Below are 20,820 nucleotides of genomic sequence, written 5' to 3'. Positions count from 1 at the left end.
CTGATCTGCAGACGTTCGGCGCGGACGCGCAGCATGCGCTCTACCAAACGACGAGGACACGTGACAGCGCCGCCATTCGCTTCCGAAGTTTCAAGGTCGGCTCTTTGACCTAGACAATTCGAAACTCTTCCAGATGGTTGTTGATGTGCAATACATGCGCAATCGCGTAATCGTCTTTGTCCAGTCGGCCATATGCGAAGTGGGGTTTGAGGTCGGCTTCATATTCGCGGAATGTCAAAAGCGCAGACTTCAAACGCAGCAGACCGTTGAGAGCCTCGCCGTCATTCTGTACGACCTCTCCGGGGATGACCTCATCTAAACCGTGGGACATCTTTCCACGCGCGCTGAAGACCTTGAATGCGAGTTGCCCAACAGTTCGTTGGAAAACCGAAGACTTTTCTTCCGGAAATCCCGACATCGAGAACTCGACCGATTGTGCGAGATGATGAAACGTTCGCGTCGGGTCCCAATCTCCGGCTTTATCTAAAGGCGATTTCGCGAGCGTGTCGAGCTTATCCAGCATCAAGTCAAGACCGAGTTGACTTTGATCGCGCGCTGCGTTCAGCCAGAAGTACCCACCACCCGCGACACCCAAAAAAGCGCCAGAGACAACATATTTTGCGAAACGACGCCTATTCATTTTTGCTAGTGCTTTCCCGCTACATTCAGCAGGAAGGGTAGGCTGAATCATCGTTCCTGTCGAGCAAGCGCGCTTTTGATAGGTATGCAGAGGCCTGTCTCATTTTAGAAAACAGACGTTCATACATCGCGGAAAGTTCAATACTATAGGCTCGTAGTTGCCGTGGCAGCTAGCGCAAACTGTGGTTTCCAAAGTCACCTTACCCCGTTGAGTTGGCGGCCCAAAGGAGACATCAAACCCGTTGTCTTAATGCTGCGGCCCGGCCGATGAGAGCCGACATTCGCTGCGATTGCGAGTTGCCCGACCTGATGTAACTTCCCTCCGCTGGTATGAATTTCGTTTTAGGTGGCGGCGATACAGGAAAGACAACGGTGCTAGAGGCCGTAGATCTTCTGTTCTCGCCATCGACTTCATTTAACGTTTCCGAGACAGATTACTGGATGAGGGACACCGCAACCAGTTTCGTTATCGAAGCTGTAGTTCGCCTGGGCAACGAGATCGATATCAACACCCAGTCGAACATGGCCTACCCTTGGCATTGGGATGGAAAGGAAGCCGTTGTTCCAGATAATAACGAAGAGAGCGGCGAAAACGACGAAGTCTACAGAGTCCGGTTCACAGCAAACGATCAGCAAGAAACCTTGTGGGAGATCGTTCAACCAGACGGAAACACGATCCGATTTTCCGTTGGGCTCAGACGACAGATCGGGCTGGTTTCACTCCCAAGTGATGACCGAAACGACAAGGACCTCAGATTGGTCTACGGGTCTGCTCTGGATCGGCACATAGGCGATCCGTCCTTGCGTTCCCGCATAGGCAAGCAGGTTTCCAGTATCAATCTTCAGGACGAACTATCCGCAGCGGCAAAGGAGGCACTGACGGCACTTGATGCCAAGTTCGTAGAAAAAGCCCTTCCCGGCAGCGTGTCGATTGGATTGACGAGCTCTAAGGGCATCTCGATTGGCGCCCTTGTCGGTTTGCTGGCTGAAAAGAGCGCGGACACGCAACTTCCGCTTTCGAGTTGGGGAGCCGGAACCAGGCGTTTAGCCAGCCTTGAAATCGGGGCTGCCGATAGCACTGCGCCCTCTTTCATCACCGTGGATGAAATCGAACGTGGGCTAGAGCCATACCGTCTAAGACAGTTTCTCACCGATCTTTCCGAGCAAGACGGCCAGAAATTCGTCACGACGCATAGCCCAATAGCAATAGCTTCCGCGCCAGAAGCGCACCTGTGGTACATGGATAGCACCGGCCGCTTGGGCACACTGCCGTCCGAGCTAGTTGGCAAACAGCAAAAGAACGATCCCGAGACTTTCTTGTCGCGCGTTGCAGTTATCGCGGAGGGCGTAACAGAGGTGGGTTTTCTAAATCACCTTCTCGAATTGGCACTGGGGTGCGCCCCCCTCGATCACGGAATTCGCGTCTGCAACGGCCAAGGCAACGACCACACGAGAAAGCTGCTCAAAGCTCTTGAAGAGGCAAGACTCAAATTTGCAGGCTTGGCCGACAATGAAGGTGTCAAAACCGATAGCTGGGCAGAGTTAAAAGAAAAGATGGGTGATTTACTGCTCCAATGGGAGGAAGGTTGTACTGAAGAAGCGGTCATCTCTGCCATTCCTGAGGATCAAATCCCCGCGTTGATCGGCGCCGTAGGGGAAGATAAGACTGGCACCCGTCTACAACATCTGAAAGTTCGCTGCGGAGCCGAAGAAAGGACGCTGGACAGCATTAGTGCAGCTCTGGCCAGTACCGGAAAACCCTTGAAGCAGCTTGTTATTGACGCCGCAAGCGGGCGTTCCGATGACGCGCCCGAAGGAGAGAAAAAAGCCTGGAAGAGCCATTCGTCCAGCTGGTTCAAGTCTGAAGCTGGCGGTGCCGAACTTGCCCAAAAGGCGATAGCGCTTGGTGGATCGAACGGCCTTTCGGAACGCCTGCTTCCCTTGATTGCAGCCATATTGGCGTCTGTCGGGCTCACCGTTGCCCATAACCTTGCGAATGCCTGATCAGTCCGTATTCGATTTGCTGCGGAGCGATGAACCCCTGGTCGTGATTGAGGCACCTGCGGGTTGTGGCAAGACCTATCAGGGCGCCGAATATGCCCATGACATCGCACCGACGCTTGGCAACGGTCGGATGTTGATTCCTACTCATACCAATGCGGCTTGCGACGTATTCGGAGAAAGAACACGGGGCGTCTCTCGCAACGCGGTTGAAATCAGAACCATAGACGCGCTGATCTGCCAGATTGCCGCTGCATATCACAAGGTGCTCGACCTTCGGCCGGACCCGACGGTTTGGGCCTATACACATAACGGTTTCTTACAGATCGCGGCACGTGTTGCTGTGTTTCTAAAGAATAATCCGGTTGTCCCGGCAGCTCTGGCACGCCGCTATCCGATAGTCGTTTGCGACGAGCATCAGGACGCCTCCCCGGATCATCATCAAATCATAAGGTTCCGATTTGGGAAGGCCATACGCGCGACGCACTGTCTGTCTTGTTAACAGACATCCAGTCCGTCGATGGCAGCGCAGTCAGGGCTGGAAAAGCGCTTACGAGGTTCATGTCGTCTATTGCAAAAGGCTTCACCGCTTCAACGCACGGCAACACATTGAACGCTGAAATAGAAAGCGAGTGCGGTAAAACCCGAAAAGGTAAACCCAGAAACATACAAGGTCTAACCAGGATGCTGCTGGCCGAGCCTAACCACTTAGGCATTTCGAAAGCGATCGCAGCGATTGATCAATTCATCGAAAGCTCCGCAGCGGGTTTCTCTGACGTAAAGGTCGATCTCAAGCGCGAGTTCTGGGAATCGCAAAGGCTCGTACAGTATGAAGACGTCTCCCAAGGCTACGCCGAAATCACTATGCGCCGCATTGTAATGCGACCCAAACCCCTACCGAAGACGCTTTCTACCGTTCACAAAGCCAAGGGCCTCGAGTGCAGCAATACCATGATCATGCATTGTGACCGTTCCAGCTTTGGCAACACGATTTACGGAAGATGTAAGCTTTACGTGGCCTTAAGCCGCGCAAAGTCGTCTTTGGCAATTGTCATTCCGAAAACGAACCCCAGTCTTCTTTTCAAGATTCCTTAGGTGCTAAACATCGGCAGGCTGCGGGCCGATGTCTGCGTTAATGAAACTGCGCAGCAGAGAACACTAAATTGAACAAAGCCTGCGGTTCGTCTCAACACGAACCCAGTTGGTAGACTGCCACTGACGTCGTAGCTTAGGCTGAGCAAATCGGCAAATTCACGAGGATAGATTGATAAGTGGCTAATTTCTCGGGAAGTGAGGTTGCACAGCGCTGGTTAGAGCGCTTCTCAGAAACGGATCGTGAGATCGCCGCTAATCTCATCGACGAACTGCTTCTCGTCAGCGGTGGCGAGCTTACGAACGGCATCACCCAACTTTTTGACAAAGTCCATATTCAATATGGAGGTCAGGGGCCGCTTGCCTTCTACGCAGAACGCGAAGTGGAATGGGATAAGAACCAAGTCTTGCCCATCTTCCCTGGTGCCCGAAACGGGCGTGCGGTCGGCAAAGGTCCACAGCCTATTCTATTCGATCCCAATCGTCCCGAGGTCGGAAGCGAAGGCCTCATCGCAAATCTCATCACCAACTATTGTCGCCAGCATGGCCGACAGATGCTCAATCATCCAGGTCCGGATCTGCTGCGAAGGCGCAAAGTCGGCCCGATTGTTATAGTAGCTGATTTCATCGGATCAGGGCAGCGGGTCTGGGAGATGCTCGAGGCATTTCGTACTGTTGCCTCCGTCCGAAGTTGGCGCTCCTATCACCTGATCGATTTCTACGTCGTCGCGTATTCGGGAACAGAGGAGGGTTTGCGCTACGTGCGATCGAGCCGCTTGCGACCCAAGGTGCTGACGGTGACGGGATGTCCGACGATTGATGCTGCGTTCCGTAAGCCGACACGCGACGCTGTGAGGCAATTGTGCCGGACCTATCCTCCAAATCACAACCGGCCTTTTGGTTATGGTCGGGCGAGAGCGCTGATTGCGTTCGAGCATGGTGTGCCGAACAATGCTCCGCCCATCCTGCATAGCGGATGGGGCAAATGGGAACCGCTTTTCCAGCGGCGAAGCACCATCGCAGCCAGAGGAGAATTTCCAAGCACGAACCGTGAGGAACTCGCTGCGCGTGCCGAGCAGTTGCTTCGTATCCGCGATGCCGAGACTTATCTGTCTGACTCGCGTGGTCGCCGATGGATTAAAACGATGCTGGTATTGGCGGCGATCGAGGCGGGCGCGCGCTCCCGAGCGCAGATATCGGCGCACAGCAGGCTAGAACTTGAAACGGTTCGAGAAATCGTCGACTTCACCGAAATCGCGCATTGGACGACGCGAAAGCTGACATTGTCTGCGCTCGGACGATCCGAGCTTCGGCGGCTGAAACGACGCCGGGCGCGCAGCCCTGTCCTTCCAAAGCCGAACAAACCCTTCTACTATCCCACACGGTTGAGGGCTCGGTGACGGGGTCTAGAAATGCGCTGCTTCGGCAGCGACGGGTCCCTTGGGGGCCTGGAACGTCGGATTTCCGGCGTTCGCTAAGAGGAGCGGAGTATTCACGCTGCGCGATACTGCACGTCACGTCTGGCGGTGTCTTGGCCGCGACGCGCAGTACCACCCACCCGGGTGGGTCAAAGTAGATGCCAACGCCGAACTCTCAACGCTATTGCTCTCAGGGACGTCGTGAAGGTGTCGATGAGTCGGTACTCGACAATGCAATGGCGGCCTTCGAGCGGATTCGCGCTGTTGATTCTAGGATAACGCCGGTCCTGACGCTCAGACACCTCAGCTATCTAACTGATATTCCGTTTCTGCATCTTCGAGATCTGGTAGCACGGCGTGTGCATCGGCCTTACAAGTTCTTTTATCTCAAGAAACGTATTCCGGGCCGAAATCGCGTTCGCATGATCAGCGTGCCGATTGCGACATTGATGAGTCTTCAGAGATGGATCGTCGACAACATCCTCCAGTTCACGCGGCCACATGCCGCCAGTTTTGCATTCCATCCCCACTGTCGGCCTTATGAAGCGGCGGCGGAGCATTGCGGATGCGCTTGGCTGCTCAAGATTGATCTCGAAGAATTCTTTCACACTGTATCGGAAGGGCGCGTCACCGCTATCTTCGAGGGTTTGGGGTTTCCCCGCCTCCTGTCCTTTGAACTCGCAAGATTGACGACAGTTGCCTGCGAACGACCCAGACCGCGACCTGATCTAGAAGAACGTTGGCCGGCAATTCCGTACTATCAGTGCGAGCATGAAGGCATGCTTCCCCAAGGCGCGCCGACGAGTCCGATGCTCGCCAATCTTGCTATGTTGAAGGCAGACGAGATTTTGAGCGCGCTCGCTGAGGAATACGGGATGACCTACACAAGGTATGCCGATGACTTGGCGTTCTCGTGCGGCGACGAAAACGAGATTGCGCACCTCCAGCGCTTCAAATGCTTGGTTTTGGCGAAGCTCAATAAGTCAGGGTTCCGCCCCAACCACCGAAAGACCGTCGTTCGTGGACCAGGGACAAGGCGGATTGTTCTAGGCATGTTGGTTGATTCCGAGCTGCCGCGATTGCCGCGCGAATACAAGGATAACATCCGCATGCATTTACATTACCTGACATCGGAATCACACGGGCCGTCTGTGCACGCAGCTTCAAGGAAAACTTCCGTGTCCGGTATCTTTCACCATGTCCGCGGTTTGATCGCTTGGGCGGAGACCGTTGAGCCGGACTATGGTGCCCGGGCACTTGAGAGCTTTGAGTCGGTTGACTGGCCACCATTGGAGCCAAAACGACTCCTGGGGAATCGAGACTGAAAGCTAGAGGCGCATGAAGCTACAAGTCCACCAAAGAGTTTGAGTCAACTAGAGTCTGTGGCCAGCGCAAAAACAGCGAAAGTCGTCGTTTTCCGCAGATCGTAGTTTTGTTCGCTTGTTTCCTTGGCGGTTGCCGCGAATGTCCGGATCGACGGGCCGCACCGCAGCATCTGGATGTCAAGGCGGACGTCAGCATTGGGCCGAACCTGAATGAGTGGGGCGGAAATTCAAACTTTTAGGTCAGTAATACTGCCATAATGCGTAATCAATCTTATGAATATAATTCTTCACTCAAAGATTGAGGTCCTGATTGACCAATAAACCCTGGCCAACTTAGACTAAGAAAATTCAGCTTAGGTTAGTATAAATGTCAAAAGCTCATCACCTAGACGAAGCGAAGCGCCTTGTTCAATACGCAGCAGAAAACAAGAGCACATCCATAAATTTGTCGGGACTCCGCTTGGAGACTCTACCAGCAGGATTCAGTGAACTCCACGATCTTGAAACAGTTGACCTCTCACTGAACCGGTTCAAGAAAATACCAAGAGCACTTTCTCAACTGCCAAAGCTGACAGACCTCGACCTATCGGCAAACCAACTAAAAGGTCTACAACCCGACCTCAACGAATTAAAAAACCTCCGGAGCTTAAACCTGAGGCTAAACAAGCTCGACAGTTTAACCGACGCTTTATCCAATCTAGTCAACTTGGCCCACTTGATACTAGACGGAAACCGTCTTCAGAATATACCTTTAGAAATCTGTACCTTAGCTTCGCTGAAAGTATTAAGCCTCGAAGGAAACCAAATTTCTGAGATAGACTCTGCAATAACTAGTCTTACAAGGCTAAAGCGATTGAACTTATCACGAAATGAACTTGAGAGCCTACCGCCATATATAGGAAGTATGCGCTCACTAGATTCACTAGAGATCCAAAATAATCCAATTACGAAACTTCCATCGAGCCTGGCCAACCTCACAGATCTAAAAATTCTAGATGCTAATTTTTGCCAACTGAATCAGCTACCCAAGAATATCGGAAAACTGCAAAGCCTACGCGAATTGCACCTTTTTAAGAACCAACTTACGTCACTTCCACAGTCTATTTGTGAAATCAGCACCCTTGAAGAGCTAGCTATTCTCGGAAACAAGATCAAGAAACTGCCGGAAAGCATCGGTAACTTGGCATCTCTGCGATCACTTTGGGCGCAAAATAACTTCCTAAAGCGAATTCCTGAATCCATAGAATTGATGATCTCACTGCGACAAGCCGATTTCTCCAATAACCCTATCGATGCAATTCCGTACCAGATATGCAATCTAAAGGACCTCGATACTTTTAATGTTCTTGGTACGCAGCTGGCACCATCCATCGTGTCAGCAGCACAGCAAGGGACACCCTACCTCCGCGCTCTTTTGCAAGCATTAATCGATCCTAGTGATGTTACTGGACTGAAAGAAGTTAAGCTTCTCATAACTGGAGAAGGTGGAGTTGGAAAAACCACGCTACGAAAGAGTCTAGACAATACAGCCACACCTAAACATGACGAACAAAACACGTGGGGTTTGGACTACGGCCACTTCCAGATCGCCGATCCTAACAAGTCAGAGGAAACAATAACCGTAAACTACTGGGATTTTGCTGGGCAACAAGTTTACAGAATTACGCAACAATTCTTCTATAGCGAACATGGCATTTATCTGCTCGTTTGGGACCCACGAAGAGGTGAAGACCAATGCATGATCATAGATTGGCTGAATCGTATCTCAGCACGAACAAAAAACCGCGCAAAAATAATTATTGTTGCAACGCATGCAAAAGCTATCCGCGGCGCGTACTCTTGGAAAGTTGACTTAACCAATTTCGACGATGATATCCAAGAAATGGTAGTTTCACAAGTGCAGGTTGACTCTTTAGAAGATTTTCAGATCGATGAATTACGAAAAGCGATTATCTGTGCGACAAAGTCTACTCCAGGATATGATCACCCAATCAATAAGAGTTGGCTGGCTGCCAGAGCAGAAGCACTTGGCGGGCCCAAGTCGTCACCATGGCTAAACTTCTCTGAATTGCAAAGAATTTGCCAAAGGCATGGTATTATTGATGGAGAAGCCGTCGAAACAATTGCATCCTCGTACATCCATCGGACAGGTCGCGGCTTATGGTACGGTGTAGACTCGCCCAACGACCCATACTTGCGGGATACCATCGTGCGTGATCCAAGTTGGTTGGCTATGGCATTTATGCAAGTAATGGAGCATCGACCCACACAACTGTCTGGCGGAATTTTGAACCACGACCAACTTGAAGATGTTTGGTGTAATCACGGGAATGAAACTGATGGTTGGACCATATACAGATTAGATGATTTCGCCCGTCTTCTACGGATGCTGCAAGAGCAAGGTGTTGCTTTGCCAACAAAGGGTTCCAATGGAAGAAAAAGTCTTATCCCTCAACTGGTTCCTAAGGCTCTCCCTGAACTACCTTGGGTACCAGAGGAGATTCAAAATAGGGAAGAGAAAATACTACGCATGACGACCAATCTGGAGCCAAGTGTTGAAGGTTTTTTTCCGCGACTCCTTGCTTCCTTTGAACCTTACCATCACTATCCAAAGAAAGGTGAAAAAGGTAGTTTTTGGAGTGATGGAGTATTCTTAAGGGATTTTGGTGGCCGCTATAATAACGAAGCGCTAGTAACTATACATTATGAACGAACCCTTATGAAACTCGAAGTTTTTGTTTGTGGTGACAATCCAAGTTTTCTATTCAACATCATTGACGAAACTATCACTAACGTATGTGCACTTTGGCCGGGAGTAGAGCGTTTCGATCTTCTGCAATGCAAAACTCAAACTGCAACAGGACTTTGTAACGGAACGTTTAATCTTGAGAATGTTCTCAGATGGATGAAGAACAACGAAACTGGGAAGTGTCAAGAGTGTGATACAACCATCTATCCAGGCCATATATTGGCTGGCATTAAGCCGCAGCAGGTTCATCGATCGTACGGAGTCGAGTTCGATGATTTAGGCTATTTGAAACAACATTTACAACGGCCTGCTCCTGCGAGTGTCGTCATTAAGCCCGCTGAAAAGCGCTGGAAAGACATCAAGAGTTGGTCCCTACTTGGTCGAGTTCGTCTAAACGCGAGTCTATATTCCGAGTTCAGCGGTCAATTTATTGCAGAAATTGATTTCACAGCTGACCAGGGTTTGTTGAAATACCTAGCACCAGCAGCTCGGCTAGGCGCTCTATTTTTCGGTGCACCTTTACCATTTGAATTACCGCCAGGTGTTGAAGAGACACTAGACGAGATGTCAGACACGTTCGACCGAGTGTCGGATTTTGGTCATGACGGAAAGTCAAATAGCATTACTAAGGCAAATCTCTACTTGATGAGCCAGTTTCTAAGTTCTATTGGTCTAGATCCAAGAGCCCACGGCATGGATTTGGGGCGAGCGCCAAACGCAAAATGGTACTGGATGTCTCAAGACGAAGTGCTCGTTCATTCAAAACAGCCTGCGGCTATGAACTAACCTTTACCACATAATGAACTCGGGTCTAGACTCTACAATTTCCGTGCCACTGGTCTATAGAACGATGGGTTCACCATTTCGATTGAGGGACGTGTTTAGGAGAACATTTAGCCCATGTTTTTCTTCAAGGTAATCCATCAGTGCGCGTAAGAATGGTCGGCCTTTATATGAAGTTTGAACTCTACAGGAACCATCAGTATGCATTATGGATGGAAATTCCCCCGTAAATTCAGAAGAAGGGAACGCAACGGTAGACATGTAAGGAGAGTCAACCAAAAATGATCTGGCAACGTTCGGGTGAAGCACCGCTCCGAAAGGCTGCCAAGTATACCGCCCCTTTCTCCGATTTAAGTCAAACTTGACATTTGTTCTTCTTGGATCAGCAAGGATTGAACGGTTACCCAAAGCTCTTGGACCAGGTTCCGCATCCCCTTGATGAACTTCCCAAAACCCACCAGACAGGATTTCTTTGGCCGCTTTGCGAACAAGATCCCTAGACAGATTATGGGACCTGTCGCTCGGTAATACGGGTAGTTTTTCCGGTAGAACACCAATGGTTTCGGCTAAATACCAACAAATGTTTCCAACACCTTGACCGTGGTCATTTGGGATCAGCGTGCCCCGGACTTGCGCCTCCGGGAATTTCTGCACTAGTCGACCTAACAGAGCACAATTCAATCCGAGTCCTCCTGATATTATCAGATTATCGGGTTTCAGCGCTTCCACCCAAGACCTTAAAAAACGAACAACAGTTTTCTCTAAGCTGCGTTGCAACACACATGAGAATTGAATTCTACTCTGTAAACTTCGCGAATCATCTATTTTATGAATAATTTGATCAACACCATCCTCATTCACATAGATGTGGTCTCTTTTTATGGAAAATAGGTCCGCGGCCAAATTGCCCACGTTTTTAGAAGATCCAGAAAGTGCCATAGTCAACCCACAATCAAACTGAGGATGCCATCCCAAGGCACCGGTAGTGCGTTCGTATGCATCGCATATTCCCATTCCTGATCCTTTCCAAGCATCTACTACTTTTCTCAGTTTTCCAAATTCATAAAAAAACAGCGACTGCTTCTCAAAGGGTTGCCCAATTCGATCAGCTACAAAGATAAGTGAAGTCTGCTTGCATGATCCTGGAAGATCGTTCGAAAGGAGGGCTTCGTAGGCATGTGATTGATGATGTGACGGATTCCAGATGATTTTATTTTTGGGCACTCCCAGATCCTCAAGCGACAGCCTGCGATCCGCTCTAATCCAGGTCGAGCAATCGGGACTAGGAACTTCCTCCCCGCAAGTAGACACGATCCATCGGTCTACATCATTAATGCCGCGTTTCAGCGCTGAAAGACCGTACTGAATAGAATAGAGTGAATTTCCATCGTGCTTCTTTCTGGTTATTCGCTCCTCTGGGATAGAGTATACCTTGCCATCTGTGTAAAATGCCACAGCAGCATCAGATTGAGGCCGGCCATCTTGTGTGGCAGACACATTTAGTCCTGCAATTAACATACTTGGCGACCTACCAATCGTTCCCGGAGAACTGTGCATCAAGAAGGCTAATGTACTCCATAAATCTATCTACCAGGGAGCCTTGCTCCATTATCTGAATTTCCTCCTCCCATTTGGATTTACAGGAGCAGTTAATTTCTGAGGCTGCACTTAGAATGGCAGGGTCCCGAGTATAGTTATGTGTTGCAATGAGACCTTCATGCACAAACTTACAAAATTCACAGCTCCGTGGAGCAACGTCAAATGGCCTGCCGCTAGTCAAGCCCAAGACGCCTGTTCTTCGACGCCTAAGCGGATGTAATCGTTTTAACACCTCCCATACTGAATGATAGTAGGGCGTCGCGTACCGATATGGATACTCCATATCTACCTCGTTGAGAAACTTCATGACGGTATCTACTTTGACCGTGGACATAAAGATTGTGACTGTTGATGCACCTTGATCATAAGCCCAGTTTATAGATCGCACACAGTCTTCGATCGCTTCGCTTTCTCTCAGAAATATTGGCTTCAATAAAACGTAGCAGTCGACGACAATATTCCGACTGCTTTGTGCGTTTGCGACCTTAACAGTGTTGAATGCATTACCAAGCATCTCTCGGGTTTGATGTTTGTTAACCGCAACACGTCGTATCAAATCCGAGCTGCTTTCAAGCCCAAAGTCAATCGAAAGTTCCCGCACGTTTGGCCCAAGAGTGCTTTCGATCTCCAAGATTTGCTCGCTGTTCATTGTCTCCGCCCTGCTTTCAATGCCAAGCGACTCCAAAAAAGCAAACTTCTTAAGTTGGCCTATCAACCGCTTTCTTAAGACCGGAGAGACTTCTTTGTCCCTAAGAACCGAACCGCCAGGCCCGATGTGCATATACCTTGTCCCAGGGTCCAGCTTGTCGAGCTCTGCGATGAAATCATCTATCAGTCGACCACTCTCGGGAAGACTTGACCATTGGCCGAAGTTACACATTGTACATCCGGACTTGATAGCCCAGCTACACCCCTTGGTTGGATACCAGACCAGAGCCTTGTGAGCAGGTTTGCCGTCAGGACAAATCGGTGCCAAATAATGCCCAGTACGGAATCTGCCTGGGGTTAGAGGGTGCGAACTTCGAAAACGAGCCGTTAGCTTGGCCATGCGCTTCGCCAAGTCCTGAACTATTTGGGGGTCACACCTATCATTTAGCACTATGCCAATTCTCGCCGAATACGTTCTATCAAATTCTGGATGCTGTCATGACTGTCATCCAAAAATAGAATTGGAACAGTAACTGTTCGAGACTCTGACGCCACCGGAGAAGCGAGAAGGAACGGCCCGAACTCGCGCGGAAACTCTGATCGAAGCCCATCGAAGTACTCTTTTACTCTCTTGATGTCATTCCTGCCGCAGAAAAACTCTTCGACAAACTGATACTGAACTCTGCCCCCTCGAAAGTTCGGCAAAATTTTCTGAAGAAGTCTGTGTATGGGGAACGGTGCGGAGAACCTCAAGTTTAAATCGACTAAGAAAATACTGCCATCAGACAATCGAACAAAGTCAATATTGATTGGGCCGACATAGCCCTTAGTCCATAATAGACTCGAGACCAGCTCAATTAGGCTCATACAAACATCTATTGTAGCTGGGCAGTCAAAGTCAAACGACTTAATGCCCTCATAACACTTCCTATCTCGGAGGATCTGCTCAGATGCACCTACAAACTCAAACTGACCGTCGCTATCCATCATTCCATCGAATGTGAGACTCTTGTTTGTTCGCTCGTCTCCAACAAAGTTCTCAACAACAAATGGTTCGTGAGTCCAGTCCCAACTCTCTGAGCCTACCTTACTTCCGGAATACTCCCGCTGAGTATCCAGTAGATTGTCATTCGGATCTATGTCAAAACCAAGCATATCCAAGTTAAAACCGGTGCTTGCAGAAACAATGGCCGACCCGACTCCGCCCATTGAAAAGTTTGACTTTACAACGTACACACTCATTTCAGCATCATTGTTGATCAGTGAACTCACTTGTTCTGGTGTATGAGCTACCGTTGACCCTGGAAAAGCTGCTCTCAACTCCTTTCTGCTCAGGAGTAACTCCCGCATCCCGACGCGGGAGTTGTAGTAAAATGTTGTTCCGACAGAAGATATGAACCTAGTCTCTTCAAAACTAGTTAAACGAGCTAGCCGTCCTCGAAAGTCCTCCATCTCCCAGCTCTCTACACAAGGATTCAGAGACCTAAGACTATCAAAGGATCCAATCTTTTTGAGCAGTTCAGTGTTAGAACGGGCACCAGAATGCAATATTTGACGTGGAACACTAATACCAAAAGACAAGAAAATATCTTCGCAAAGCTCACGCGAACAAAAACCACCTGCTTCTTCTGAAATTGAAATCAAGCTTGATTTGTAATCATCATTTCGATGTTCTACGAGTAACTCTTCCTCTAAACGTACTCTTGGAAAAGTCTGTTGAGGGTTCCAAAAAAAAAGATTTTCCAAGCCCTTCATAGTACTATTGTATCAATATGGCCAGAACGCTTAGCAAAAGAGGCAACCGACTTGGCAAGGGCTGATGCTGACATCATCGTGTTGTTGTTGTTTGCAACAATAAAGGTCTCTCCTCCTACTTCACTCATATCCGAATTTAGATCTGGCCAGTGGCCATGTAGATTTTCTTGAAGAAGACGATCTGTGAGCGCACTCATAAGCTCCCACCCCGCCGTAGACAGGTCATTTTCAGTAACCAAATAACTTGTGGCCAAAGCATCCAAGATCTTTGAACGCCCTGACTGCTCCCAGCTCAAAGATGTTCCAGATGGCCCAAGCGACGTAGGTGGGCGAAAGGTAATCCGATGAAGGTCTTCGGACGCAAGCGATCCAATACTCCACTGAGAAGAAATGTAATCAACAGCTTTTGCTGCATTCAACCGAAGTGTACTTGCCTCATCCTGCAAAAAATCAGCAAGCATAAGAGAAAGAACTATGCTTGTCGCTGTGTCAAATGGACAAATGTCTGAGTCGGGGTTGAATCCACTACACCATCCTCCTTGACTTTCATTGGCAGTGCCTTTGAAACTGCGATTTAGCAGTTTAGCTAGCTTGCGAAGCGAGTGAACAGTCTCTCGCTTCTGTTCGTCACTTTTCAAGAGTGAAAAACAAGCTATTAATCCTCGAGCTGCATGGTAGGAAAAATACACATGCTTTTGGCTGGCGATCTTCAAGTCGCCAAAAAGGCCTGACTTATACCCGTATACGCCCCATCCTCCGTCGTCCTCCATTTGGCGGTTCAAGTGGTCCACATGATCGCTTACCTGCTTTGTAAAGTCCAAATCTGGTTGCGCCTTGGCAGCTATGGCAAACACGGACAGAAGCATCCCGCATGGCATCGTCGCTGGACGGTCCGCTCCAGGGTAATCGTCGTCTTCTTTGAGACACAACACACCTACATCACCAAACTCGTCATCATCAGAGAGCAGATAGTCAGAGATCCTCTTCAAGTGCGATAGAAGCAAAAGTAGTTCTTCGCCCCGCGAAGCACGAGGTACACACGAGGACAGGGTATTAAGGAATAAGATCGTATCTAGGAACGACGAGGATGCAGAGATGTCTGAGAACGGCACAACGTTGCCACTCTTCTCTCCAACTCGGACAAATGGCGAGAAGAAAACAGGGTCTCCAATTCCTTGACTAGCAACCTCAACAGCTAATTGGCGAGATTTTTCTAAAACACCCAAAACTTGGAACACATCCGTATTGTATGCATTCACGTGGTCTTGGTTTACCTCGTCAAATATCTCAGTTGAGAAAGAAGACGGGTCGCTTGGTATTTCACTCGAAAATAGGTCGTCAAAAGGGATCTCCTCTCGAATTTCAATAAAATCACTTTTCGAATCTCTATGAATAATCTTAAAGGAGTTCGCTATAGCGACTAAGTCATCTAAAGACCTAAAACTATCTACATCTTCAAGGGCCACCCTCAAATCAAATTCGTCTATCCCTTCTACATTTCTTAGTTCAAGCAGTTTCTTATAAACAGAAACTTTGAGAGATACCTCGTGAGTTGAGCTCGACTTGCCAAACAGAGCCACACATGCGCTAATTTTCGTTGTTAAGCTCATATCGTAGCTGCCTTCAATGCCGCACAAAGCCGAATAAATGTGCCTGGCAAGTACGGTCCCGGATATCTGTCATATGCCTTCCAATCCTCAGATATCTCGGGCACTCCAAAAGAAGATAGCAGTCCAGATCGAGCAAACGGTTCTATAACTTGTGATTGAAACTCATCAACATCTTCAGACGTTATCATTTTCTTAAGGCTTGAAACACTCAGAGGCATCGTTTCATTCCATTTACCCTGCCGAATTTCACTTGCAAAGTGCACCACCAGCGCTTCGAATAGCTCAGATTGCGGTCCCTTCTCGATCGTTGGCCGATTTTTCTCTACCCAAGGACGTACTGCCGATACGTCGATAAAAGCTGGCTCATAGTTTTGTGGTAAGTTATATGTTACCTGAGCAAGCGTCTTAAAAACGTCACGAAAGTTTGCTGGTGTCTCAGACCAGTTTGGAACCAAAGCACTCAAGACCTCTTCCGAAATCAGCTCCTGACTTGGATCAAATTCATCGCCCGTCGCACGTGCTAATCGATTATTAAGTGCAAGGTGAAAGAACTTTGGGTTCAGTTGCTCCATTTCGATTTCGTCGGGAGCACCCAAAGGCTCAATCATACTCCGGAAGTTCGCAGAACGTAGTGTGAAATCGCCCATCAGTATGAGAGGAGCGCGAGCATTTTTTTGCTCCAGCATCTGCGTAACCGTTCTACGTAATCTCCGGGGGTTTGCCTTGATGTCCCATTCATCGATAAACTTTGGTGTATCGCCCTCAAAGTCGGATGCCTTCGTTCGGCCAGCAATCAACGGGGCTGCATCTTCCAGTCCCAATTCACCCATAACCATCTGCACAAGAAATGTTTTACCACTTCCCAGTATGTCAGAAACCAGGATTACACTTGAGCCCGATAGGCGCTCGATTTTACCGCGAAGCTCTTCGCGAGAGTCCTCTCGGTTTGCGAATGCAGCGGGCAGGTTGTATGCATTGGTATGCGCGAAGATCATTTCGACCTTGCTAGTAAGTTCCCTATTAGTAATCATTGATAGCTTCCATTCTTCGGCTCAAGATAGAACGGTATCTCACCTCGCAATAGTTGATCTAGAGCATCAACCATTTCCGCCTTCAACCGTGTGCCGAATAGATGAAGAGGCATCCCATCTTCCCAAATTCTATTTACAAAACGGTCCGAGAAGATCGTGATTAAGTGACCCTCAAGGTCAAATTTAGTTTCTAGCATACCAAATATTTCGGCCTTGCTATAAGGCCGAACATTGTACTTTTGAAAAGACACGGACCACGTTGATGATATCTGATCAGCTTGTTCACTCGTAACAAAATAGGTCTCTGTCACTGCAGCCTCGACTATTTTGTCTTTGGAATTCTCATCAAACCACTTCTGCTCGCGAACGACATCGAGAAGCAAATCTTGACTACAGTCATGATTGAAATCAAAGCAGAGGCGAACCGATATGCCAAGCTCTTCATACAAAAATTTATAAAGGTCTTCCACATTTTCGGAGTACTCCATAATTGATTCTGGAACTCGTTGGTCGAGCGTCAAAGTTCCACGGAATACTCTGAAGTCATTTATGGTTTCAAAACCGAGAAAGGATAATAGTTTTGCTCTTTTTGCGCCGCTCGAAGCCTCTGGCCATTGGTTCTGGACAAGATGGTGAAAAACGCCTCTTACAATTGCTTCGCTAACAACTTCGCTAATGTCTTCATCATCATCGAAATTTTCTAAGTCAATTGATATATGAAGTGTCGGCACCCGAACCGGAGCGGTGACTGTTCGTTCAATCAGCTCTCTTAGCAAAGTGGTAGCGCCTTGCCCCTTTGGAACCACAACCATATTCCGAAAGCTCGCTTGCATGTGGTCAAGTATTCGAATGATCTCATTGCCGTTTTCTCGTAAGTACACTCGACTAGAAACCTCCCCCTTCGATAGAAGGGGGAAATCTCTTGGTATCGCGTGAAGATCAAGCCAATACAGAAGGTTCTCTTCACTCATCTACCGTTCCTCCCAAATAGTCTTGCAATAATTGGTGGAGATTCTGTGGATAGCCAAAATTCTGTGGCAAATTTGGCCTCTCAACCACCTGTAGCCATTCAGGTGCAGTTCGCTTTTTTGTCAGAAAAGGTATTGAAGAGAATTCCCCCTTCATAAATTCCCGATAATCTTCTCGCTCAATCGACGCTGAAATAAAGAAGCACGCCTTAAACTGATTTCGGAACGCCTCCATAAATTTGAAACCTGAATACGTTTCCATAGGCGGTTTTGAGTCTGCCTCGTAAAGCCGATGAGACTCCAGAAGCAGGTCAACAAGAGCTATGTCTATGTGCGGCCTACTCGTCTTTTTCATAAACCTTACCGCCTCGTCGTAGTCTACGAACGGTAACAAGTGTAATTCAGCGTCAAATTTCTCAAAACACTCACTGATCACGCTTTGGTAGTCTTCTGAAACGTGAAAATCGTCCTCTAAAGTAAGTACATAGACTGTCCTCAAGGTGTCACCTCCGCGTTGTGCAACGGAAAAATAAATCGAAAAGTTGCACCTGATTGAAACTTTCCAACTTCTTTGACAGAACCGTTCATTCGTGACACTACATCTGAGACAAACGCAAGGCCCTCTCCGTTTTCATAGATTTTTCCTTTCTTCTTATCTTCTGCTTTCTGGGAAGCCGAAGAATAGCCGGGCAGAAAGATCTTCTCTTTTAGCGCTTCCGGGACTCCGGGCCCGTCATCTGAATAGTCCAGCTGAAATATTCGGCTCCGATCAGCTCTTTCAATTACTCTAGCGTGTAAATTTCTATCGGCACTTTCTTTTGCGTACTTTTCTGTATTGTATTTTAGCTCTTGCAAAACATCAAAAAAAATCAGCTTGTCAATTTCTATGTAGGCCTTCTTTCTCTGTCCATTGAACTTCACATCATGAATACTACACCAATCTCGTAGCTCTGACATTAAGTCATTCACAGCAATACGCGTTTGATTTAGTGCAACCTTCTTGATCTTGAACTTTTCTAACCTCTCAGAAATATCGCTTGATAGGCTATCTAATTTTTCAAGAATTTCGGGTAATCTCTCAGGATCTGTGACAATACAATTCTTTGCGGCATTAATCCTTCCGTTCAATGGTAGCATTGCATTTGTTAAGTCATGGATCATAAACGACGCCATTATTTTCCAAAGAGAATTGGCTTCTAGTCTTTGAGAACGTTTTCGTTCTTCTTTTAGTTCGGAGTCGTACTTAAGGATTTGATGGCGTAGATCACTGACTTCCGTCTTCACCTCCCGCAGCTGTATTTCCAATTCGCCCTTTTGCAAGGCTTCTTTACCAAAGTTCTCTTTCCAAAGTTTGTCTGATCTCTCTGAAAGAGATCGGAACTTCTCTTCATCGAGTATTTGATATGGCAGTTTAGGTTTTATGCGAAAGCTCAATACTTGGGGGTCAAGAGGCCCCCTAATTACTGGAGCAAGTATCAATGGGGTTTCTCCTAAATTCGCCTTGTAAGTCTTAGACAACTCCGAGAAGCTCCGAGAAAGAAATTTTTCTAGATCCCCTTCACCGTCATCGATACTATCAAAAGTCCTGACTATCCACGTAGATTCTCCAAACTTCGTCGTGGAATTTGGAAAGCGGGTGACAATGTCCCCATCTTGCTGCGCCAGAATGATACCTCCTACATCCTGAAGGATTTCAATAACATATTCTTCGAAGTTCATACCAGCGGCCAGATCTATTTCTCGGAGCAGGCTAGAGTGTTGTGGTAGCAATTTCAAACTAATCTTGCGGTAGCAAACCAACGCAGAAGATGGGGTGTGGGCGCATGTACAAGCTAGCAAGGATTGTCACACCGATGTTCACGCGTAGATGTTGGTTTCCGGCATGGCGTCGTTGATGCACAGAGCCTGCTTGGCGGATTTCGGTCGGGTTTTTTGATTTGATGATACTCGTACGGAGACTGGTTTGGCCGCTCGGATTACCCGGTTTGCGAACGTAAATTGAATGCTGATCTTGGATTTCTGTGCGCCGAATGTACGGGCCTTCAGCTTGCCACCCGGCTTGGATTTGATGCGACCGTGGGTGTTCTCGCCGAGCGATCGCGTGCCATAATCAGTTTCATTTTGCCAGGCAACTTGTCCGACTTTTGCAATCCTAGCGGCACGGATTTCACGCTCAGGCCCGCCGTGGGTGGCTCCTTTGTCTGGGATCTATGTATAGCGCGGATTGATTACGACCTTCGGCGTGAATTTAGGTGGGCTGGCTCTCGGATTACGTCGTATGTGGGTTGCCCATTGTAGGTGCCATCTGGGAATGCGTGGCGTATGCGACCTCCAGCGACTGTCATCAGGGGAGTCACCATCTCTGGATCTGATGTGTCATCATTGGTCAGCTTAGGCGGCATGATTTCACCAGTGCCCGCGTCCATGGCGATGTGGAGCTTCCTCCACGTCCGACGCTCTTCATCCTGCTTTTGACAGACCGACACAACTTGAGCCCAGTGCTACCCAGCACCAAGTCGACAGGCGCTTTTCGTCCAGGTGCATGAATGCCTACCTCAATTGTACGGCATCTTCGGGGAAGTGTCGTATAGTACGGCACAGTTAAATCATGACCCATCAGATCTATCAAGCTGCGCACGAAACCTTCCGTTTGTCGAAGTTGCAGGCCAAACACCGTGCTGAGGGTAAGGGTGGTTCAATCGCGAAGTTTGAGTATTTTTCTGTCCACCGGGCGTCGTCGATACGGAGCGATCCAGGAATTGATCGTTTCTTCATGGATCCAGAAGCGGATATCGCCCCGCTGGACCAAGCCGCGATCATGCTCGCCCCAATTCGCAACCCGGCATTTCAACTTCGGAGTACGGTGGCTGCGAGTTTCGTGGTGCTTGAACGGTATGTTGATCTCGGTATCAGCTAAGCAGGACGCGTCTCATACAACTCTTGCCATCGCCTTGCATCAAGGCCGCTCATTTCCCTACACCAAGAGCTAACTATGAGAGCCAGTTGTACATAAGCGCGCTTATCGGCCCCCGCCCGATCCTTGGGGAGCTCAAGGCTGGGCCAGACGCCTGTAAGCGGTCATGTGTTAAGTTTGTACTGTCCGCCCGGTGGCCGGGGAAGTTTGGCCGAATGCGGATAGTAAGTTGTCAGTGTTCACGCCTCAATGACTCAGACCGGGATCACGATCTATCTCCCTGTCGAT

17 protein-coding genes are annotated in these 20,820 nt (G+C 48.5%); 7 read left to right on the top strand and 10 right to left on the bottom strand.

The genetic code is table 11. The annotated features are described in order from the left end of the window. Nucleotides 1–109: 109 nt before the first annotated feature. A complete protein-coding gene (locus tag ACVC7O_RS07195) occupies nt 110–691 on the bottom strand; it encodes a DUF1569 domain-containing protein (RefSeq protein ID WP_458325402.1) in 582 nt (193 codons plus the stop codon). 278 nt (nt 692–969) lie between these two features. On the opposite strand from ACVC7O_RS07195, the gene ACVC7O_RS07190 reads away from it, so the two are divergent. The 6 genes from ACVC7O_RS07190 (at nt 970) to ACVC7O_RS07165 (ending at nt 10,010) form a co-directional block, all read left to right on the top strand. Then, nucleotides 970–2,643, top strand: a complete 1,674-nt coding sequence (locus ACVC7O_RS07190; RefSeq protein ID WP_458325401.1) for an ATP-dependent nuclease — start codon at nt 970–972, stop codon at nt 2,641–2,643. Further along, nucleotides 2,636–3,142 carry a hypothetical protein gene (locus tag ACVC7O_RS07185; RefSeq protein ID WP_458325400.1) on the top strand — a complete coding sequence of 169 codons (507 nt, stop codon included), beginning with the start codon at nt 2,636–2,638 and terminating at the stop codon, nt 3,140–3,142. The genes ACVC7O_RS07190 and ACVC7O_RS07185 overlap by 8 nt, the downstream gene beginning before the upstream one ends. Further along, on the top strand, nt 3,136–3,735 hold the full coding sequence (locus ACVC7O_RS07180) for an ATP-binding domain-containing protein (protein WP_458325399.1): 600 nt from the start codon (nt 3,136–3,138) through the stop codon (nt 3,733–3,735). Before ACVC7O_RS07185 ends, ACVC7O_RS07180 begins: the two co-directional genes overlap by 7 nt. A gap of 176 nt (nt 3,736–3,911) precedes the next feature. Continuing rightward, on the top strand, nt 3,912–5,132 hold the full coding sequence (locus ACVC7O_RS07175) for a phosphoribosyltransferase-like protein (protein WP_458325398.1): 1,221 nt from the start codon (nt 3,912–3,914) through the stop codon (nt 5,130–5,132). A gap of 176 nt (nt 5,133–5,308) precedes the next feature. Next, complete coding sequence (locus ACVC7O_RS07170; protein ID WP_458325397.1) at nt 5,309–6,475, top strand: reverse transcriptase family protein; 1,167 nt, start codon at nt 5,309–5,311, stop codon at nt 6,473–6,475. Nucleotides 6,476–6,842: 367 nt separating this feature from the next. Next, a complete protein-coding gene (locus ACVC7O_RS07165; protein ID WP_458325396.1) occupies nt 6,843–10,010 on the top strand; it encodes a leucine-rich repeat domain-containing protein in 3,168 nt (1,055 codons plus the stop codon). 54 nt (nt 10,011–10,064) lie between these two features. On the opposite strand, the gene ACVC7O_RS07160 is transcribed toward ACVC7O_RS07165, so the two are convergent. The 9 genes from ACVC7O_RS07160 to ACVC7O_RS07120 form a co-directional block, all read right to left on the bottom strand. Beyond that, nucleotides 10,065–11,525: a carbamoyltransferase C-terminal domain-containing protein gene (locus ACVC7O_RS07160; RefSeq protein WP_458325395.1), complete on the bottom strand. Its 1,461-nt coding sequence runs from the start codon at nt 11,523–11,525 to the stop codon at nt 10,065–10,067. A 10-nt stretch (nt 11,526–11,535) separates the two neighbouring features. Next, nucleotides 11,536–12,486, bottom strand: a complete 951-nt coding sequence (locus ACVC7O_RS07155) for a hypothetical protein (protein WP_458325394.1) — start codon at nt 12,484–12,486, stop codon at nt 11,536–11,538. A 218-nt stretch (nt 12,487–12,704) separates the two neighbouring features. Continuing rightward, nucleotides 12,705–14,009, bottom strand: coding sequence for a hypothetical protein (locus tag ACVC7O_RS07150; protein ID WP_458325393.1), 1,305 nt, complete (start codon nt 14,007–14,009; stop codon nt 12,705–12,707). Then, nucleotides 14,006–15,619 carry a hypothetical protein gene (locus tag ACVC7O_RS07145; RefSeq protein ID WP_458325392.1) on the bottom strand — a complete coding sequence of 538 codons (1,614 nt, stop codon included), beginning with the start codon at nt 15,617–15,619 and terminating at the stop codon, nt 14,006–14,008. The genes ACVC7O_RS07150 and ACVC7O_RS07145 overlap by 4 nt, the downstream gene beginning before the upstream one ends. Further along, on the bottom strand, nt 15,616–16,614 hold the full coding sequence (locus tag ACVC7O_RS07140) for a hypothetical protein (RefSeq protein ID WP_458325391.1): 999 nt from the start codon (nt 16,612–16,614) through the stop codon (nt 15,616–15,618). The genes ACVC7O_RS07145 and ACVC7O_RS07140 overlap by 4 nt, the downstream gene beginning before the upstream one ends. Before the next feature lie 32 nt (nt 16,615–16,646). Further along, nucleotides 16,647–17,621: a hypothetical protein gene (locus tag ACVC7O_RS07135; protein ID WP_458325390.1), complete on the bottom strand. Its 975-nt coding sequence runs from the start codon at nt 17,619–17,621 to the stop codon at nt 16,647–16,649. 492 nt (nt 17,622–18,113) lie between these two features. Then, nucleotides 18,114–19,337, bottom strand: a complete 1,224-nt coding sequence (locus ACVC7O_RS07130) for a sensor histidine kinase (protein WP_458325389.1) — start codon at nt 19,335–19,337, stop codon at nt 18,114–18,116. A 509-nt stretch (nt 19,338–19,846) separates the two neighbouring features. Next, entirely contained in the window at nt 19,847–20,104 is a 258-nt protein-coding gene (locus tag ACVC7O_RS07125) for a hypothetical protein (protein WP_458325388.1), read from the bottom strand. Next, nucleotides 20,005–20,256 (bottom strand): transposase, encoded by a 252-nt coding sequence (locus tag ACVC7O_RS07120; protein WP_458325387.1) that lies wholly within the window; start codon nt 20,254–20,256, stop codon nt 20,005–20,007. Before ACVC7O_RS07120 ends, ACVC7O_RS07125 begins: the two co-directional genes overlap by 100 nt. Here ACVC7O_RS07120 and ACVC7O_RS07115 point away from each other — a divergent pair. Beyond that, a complete protein-coding gene (locus tag ACVC7O_RS07115; RefSeq protein WP_458325386.1) occupies nt 20,227–20,535 on the top strand; it encodes a hypothetical protein in 309 nt (102 codons plus the stop codon). The genes ACVC7O_RS07120 and ACVC7O_RS07115 overlap by 30 nt on opposite strands. Nucleotides 20,536–20,820: the final 285 nt, after the last annotated feature.

The organism is Roseobacter cerffii, assembly GCF_054226325.1.
Note: the sequence above shows the minus strand (reverse complement) of the source record. Positions and strands in the feature narration are given on the sequence as shown.

Bases quoted from the DNA above. Each gene is read 5' to 3' on its own strand.
- ACVC7O_RS07195 (WP_458325402.1), bottom strand. From the start codon at position 691: ATGATTCAGCCTACCCTTCCTGCTGAATGTAGCGGGAAAGCACTAGCA.
- ACVC7O_RS07190 (WP_458325401.1), top strand. From the start codon at position 970: ATGAATTTCGTTTTAGGTGGCGGCGATACAGGAAAGACAACGGTGCTA.
- ACVC7O_RS07185 (WP_458325400.1), top strand. From the start codon at position 2,636: ATGCCTGATCAGTCCGTATTCGATTTGCTGCGGAGCGATGAACCCCTG.
- ACVC7O_RS07170 (WP_458325397.1), top strand. From the start codon at position 5,309: ATGCCAACGCCGAACTCTCAACGCTATTGCTCTCAGGGACGTCGTGAA.
- ACVC7O_RS07165 (WP_458325396.1), top strand. From the start codon at position 6,843: ATGTCAAAAGCTCATCACCTAGACGAAGCGAAGCGCCTTGTTCAATAC.
- ACVC7O_RS07160 (WP_458325395.1), bottom strand. From the start codon at position 11,525: ATGTTAATTGCAGGACTAAATGTGTCTGCCACACAAGATGGCCGGCCT.
- ACVC7O_RS07155 (WP_458325394.1), bottom strand. From the start codon at position 12,486: ATGTGTAACTTCGGCCAATGGTCAAGTCTTCCCGAGAGTGGTCGACTG.
- ACVC7O_RS07150 (WP_458325393.1), bottom strand. From the start codon at position 14,009: ATGAAGGGCTTGGAAAATCTTTTTTTTTGGAACCCTCAACAGACTTTT.
- ACVC7O_RS07145 (WP_458325392.1), bottom strand. From the start codon at position 15,619: ATGAGCTTAACAACGAAAATTAGCGCATGTGTGGCTCTGTTTGGCAAG.
- ACVC7O_RS07140 (WP_458325391.1), bottom strand. From the start codon at position 16,614: ATGATCTTCGCGCATACCAATGCATACAACCTGCCCGCTGCATTCGCA.
- ACVC7O_RS07135 (WP_458325390.1), bottom strand. From the start codon at position 17,621: ATGAGTGAAGAGAACCTTCTGTATTGGCTTGATCTTCACGCGATACCA.
- ACVC7O_RS07130 (WP_458325389.1), bottom strand. From the start codon at position 19,337: ATGAACTTCGAAGAATATGTTATTGAAATCCTTCAGGATGTAGGAGGT.
- ACVC7O_RS07115 (WP_458325386.1), top strand. From the start codon at position 20,227: ATGACCCATCAGATCTATCAAGCTGCGCACGAAACCTTCCGTTTGTCG.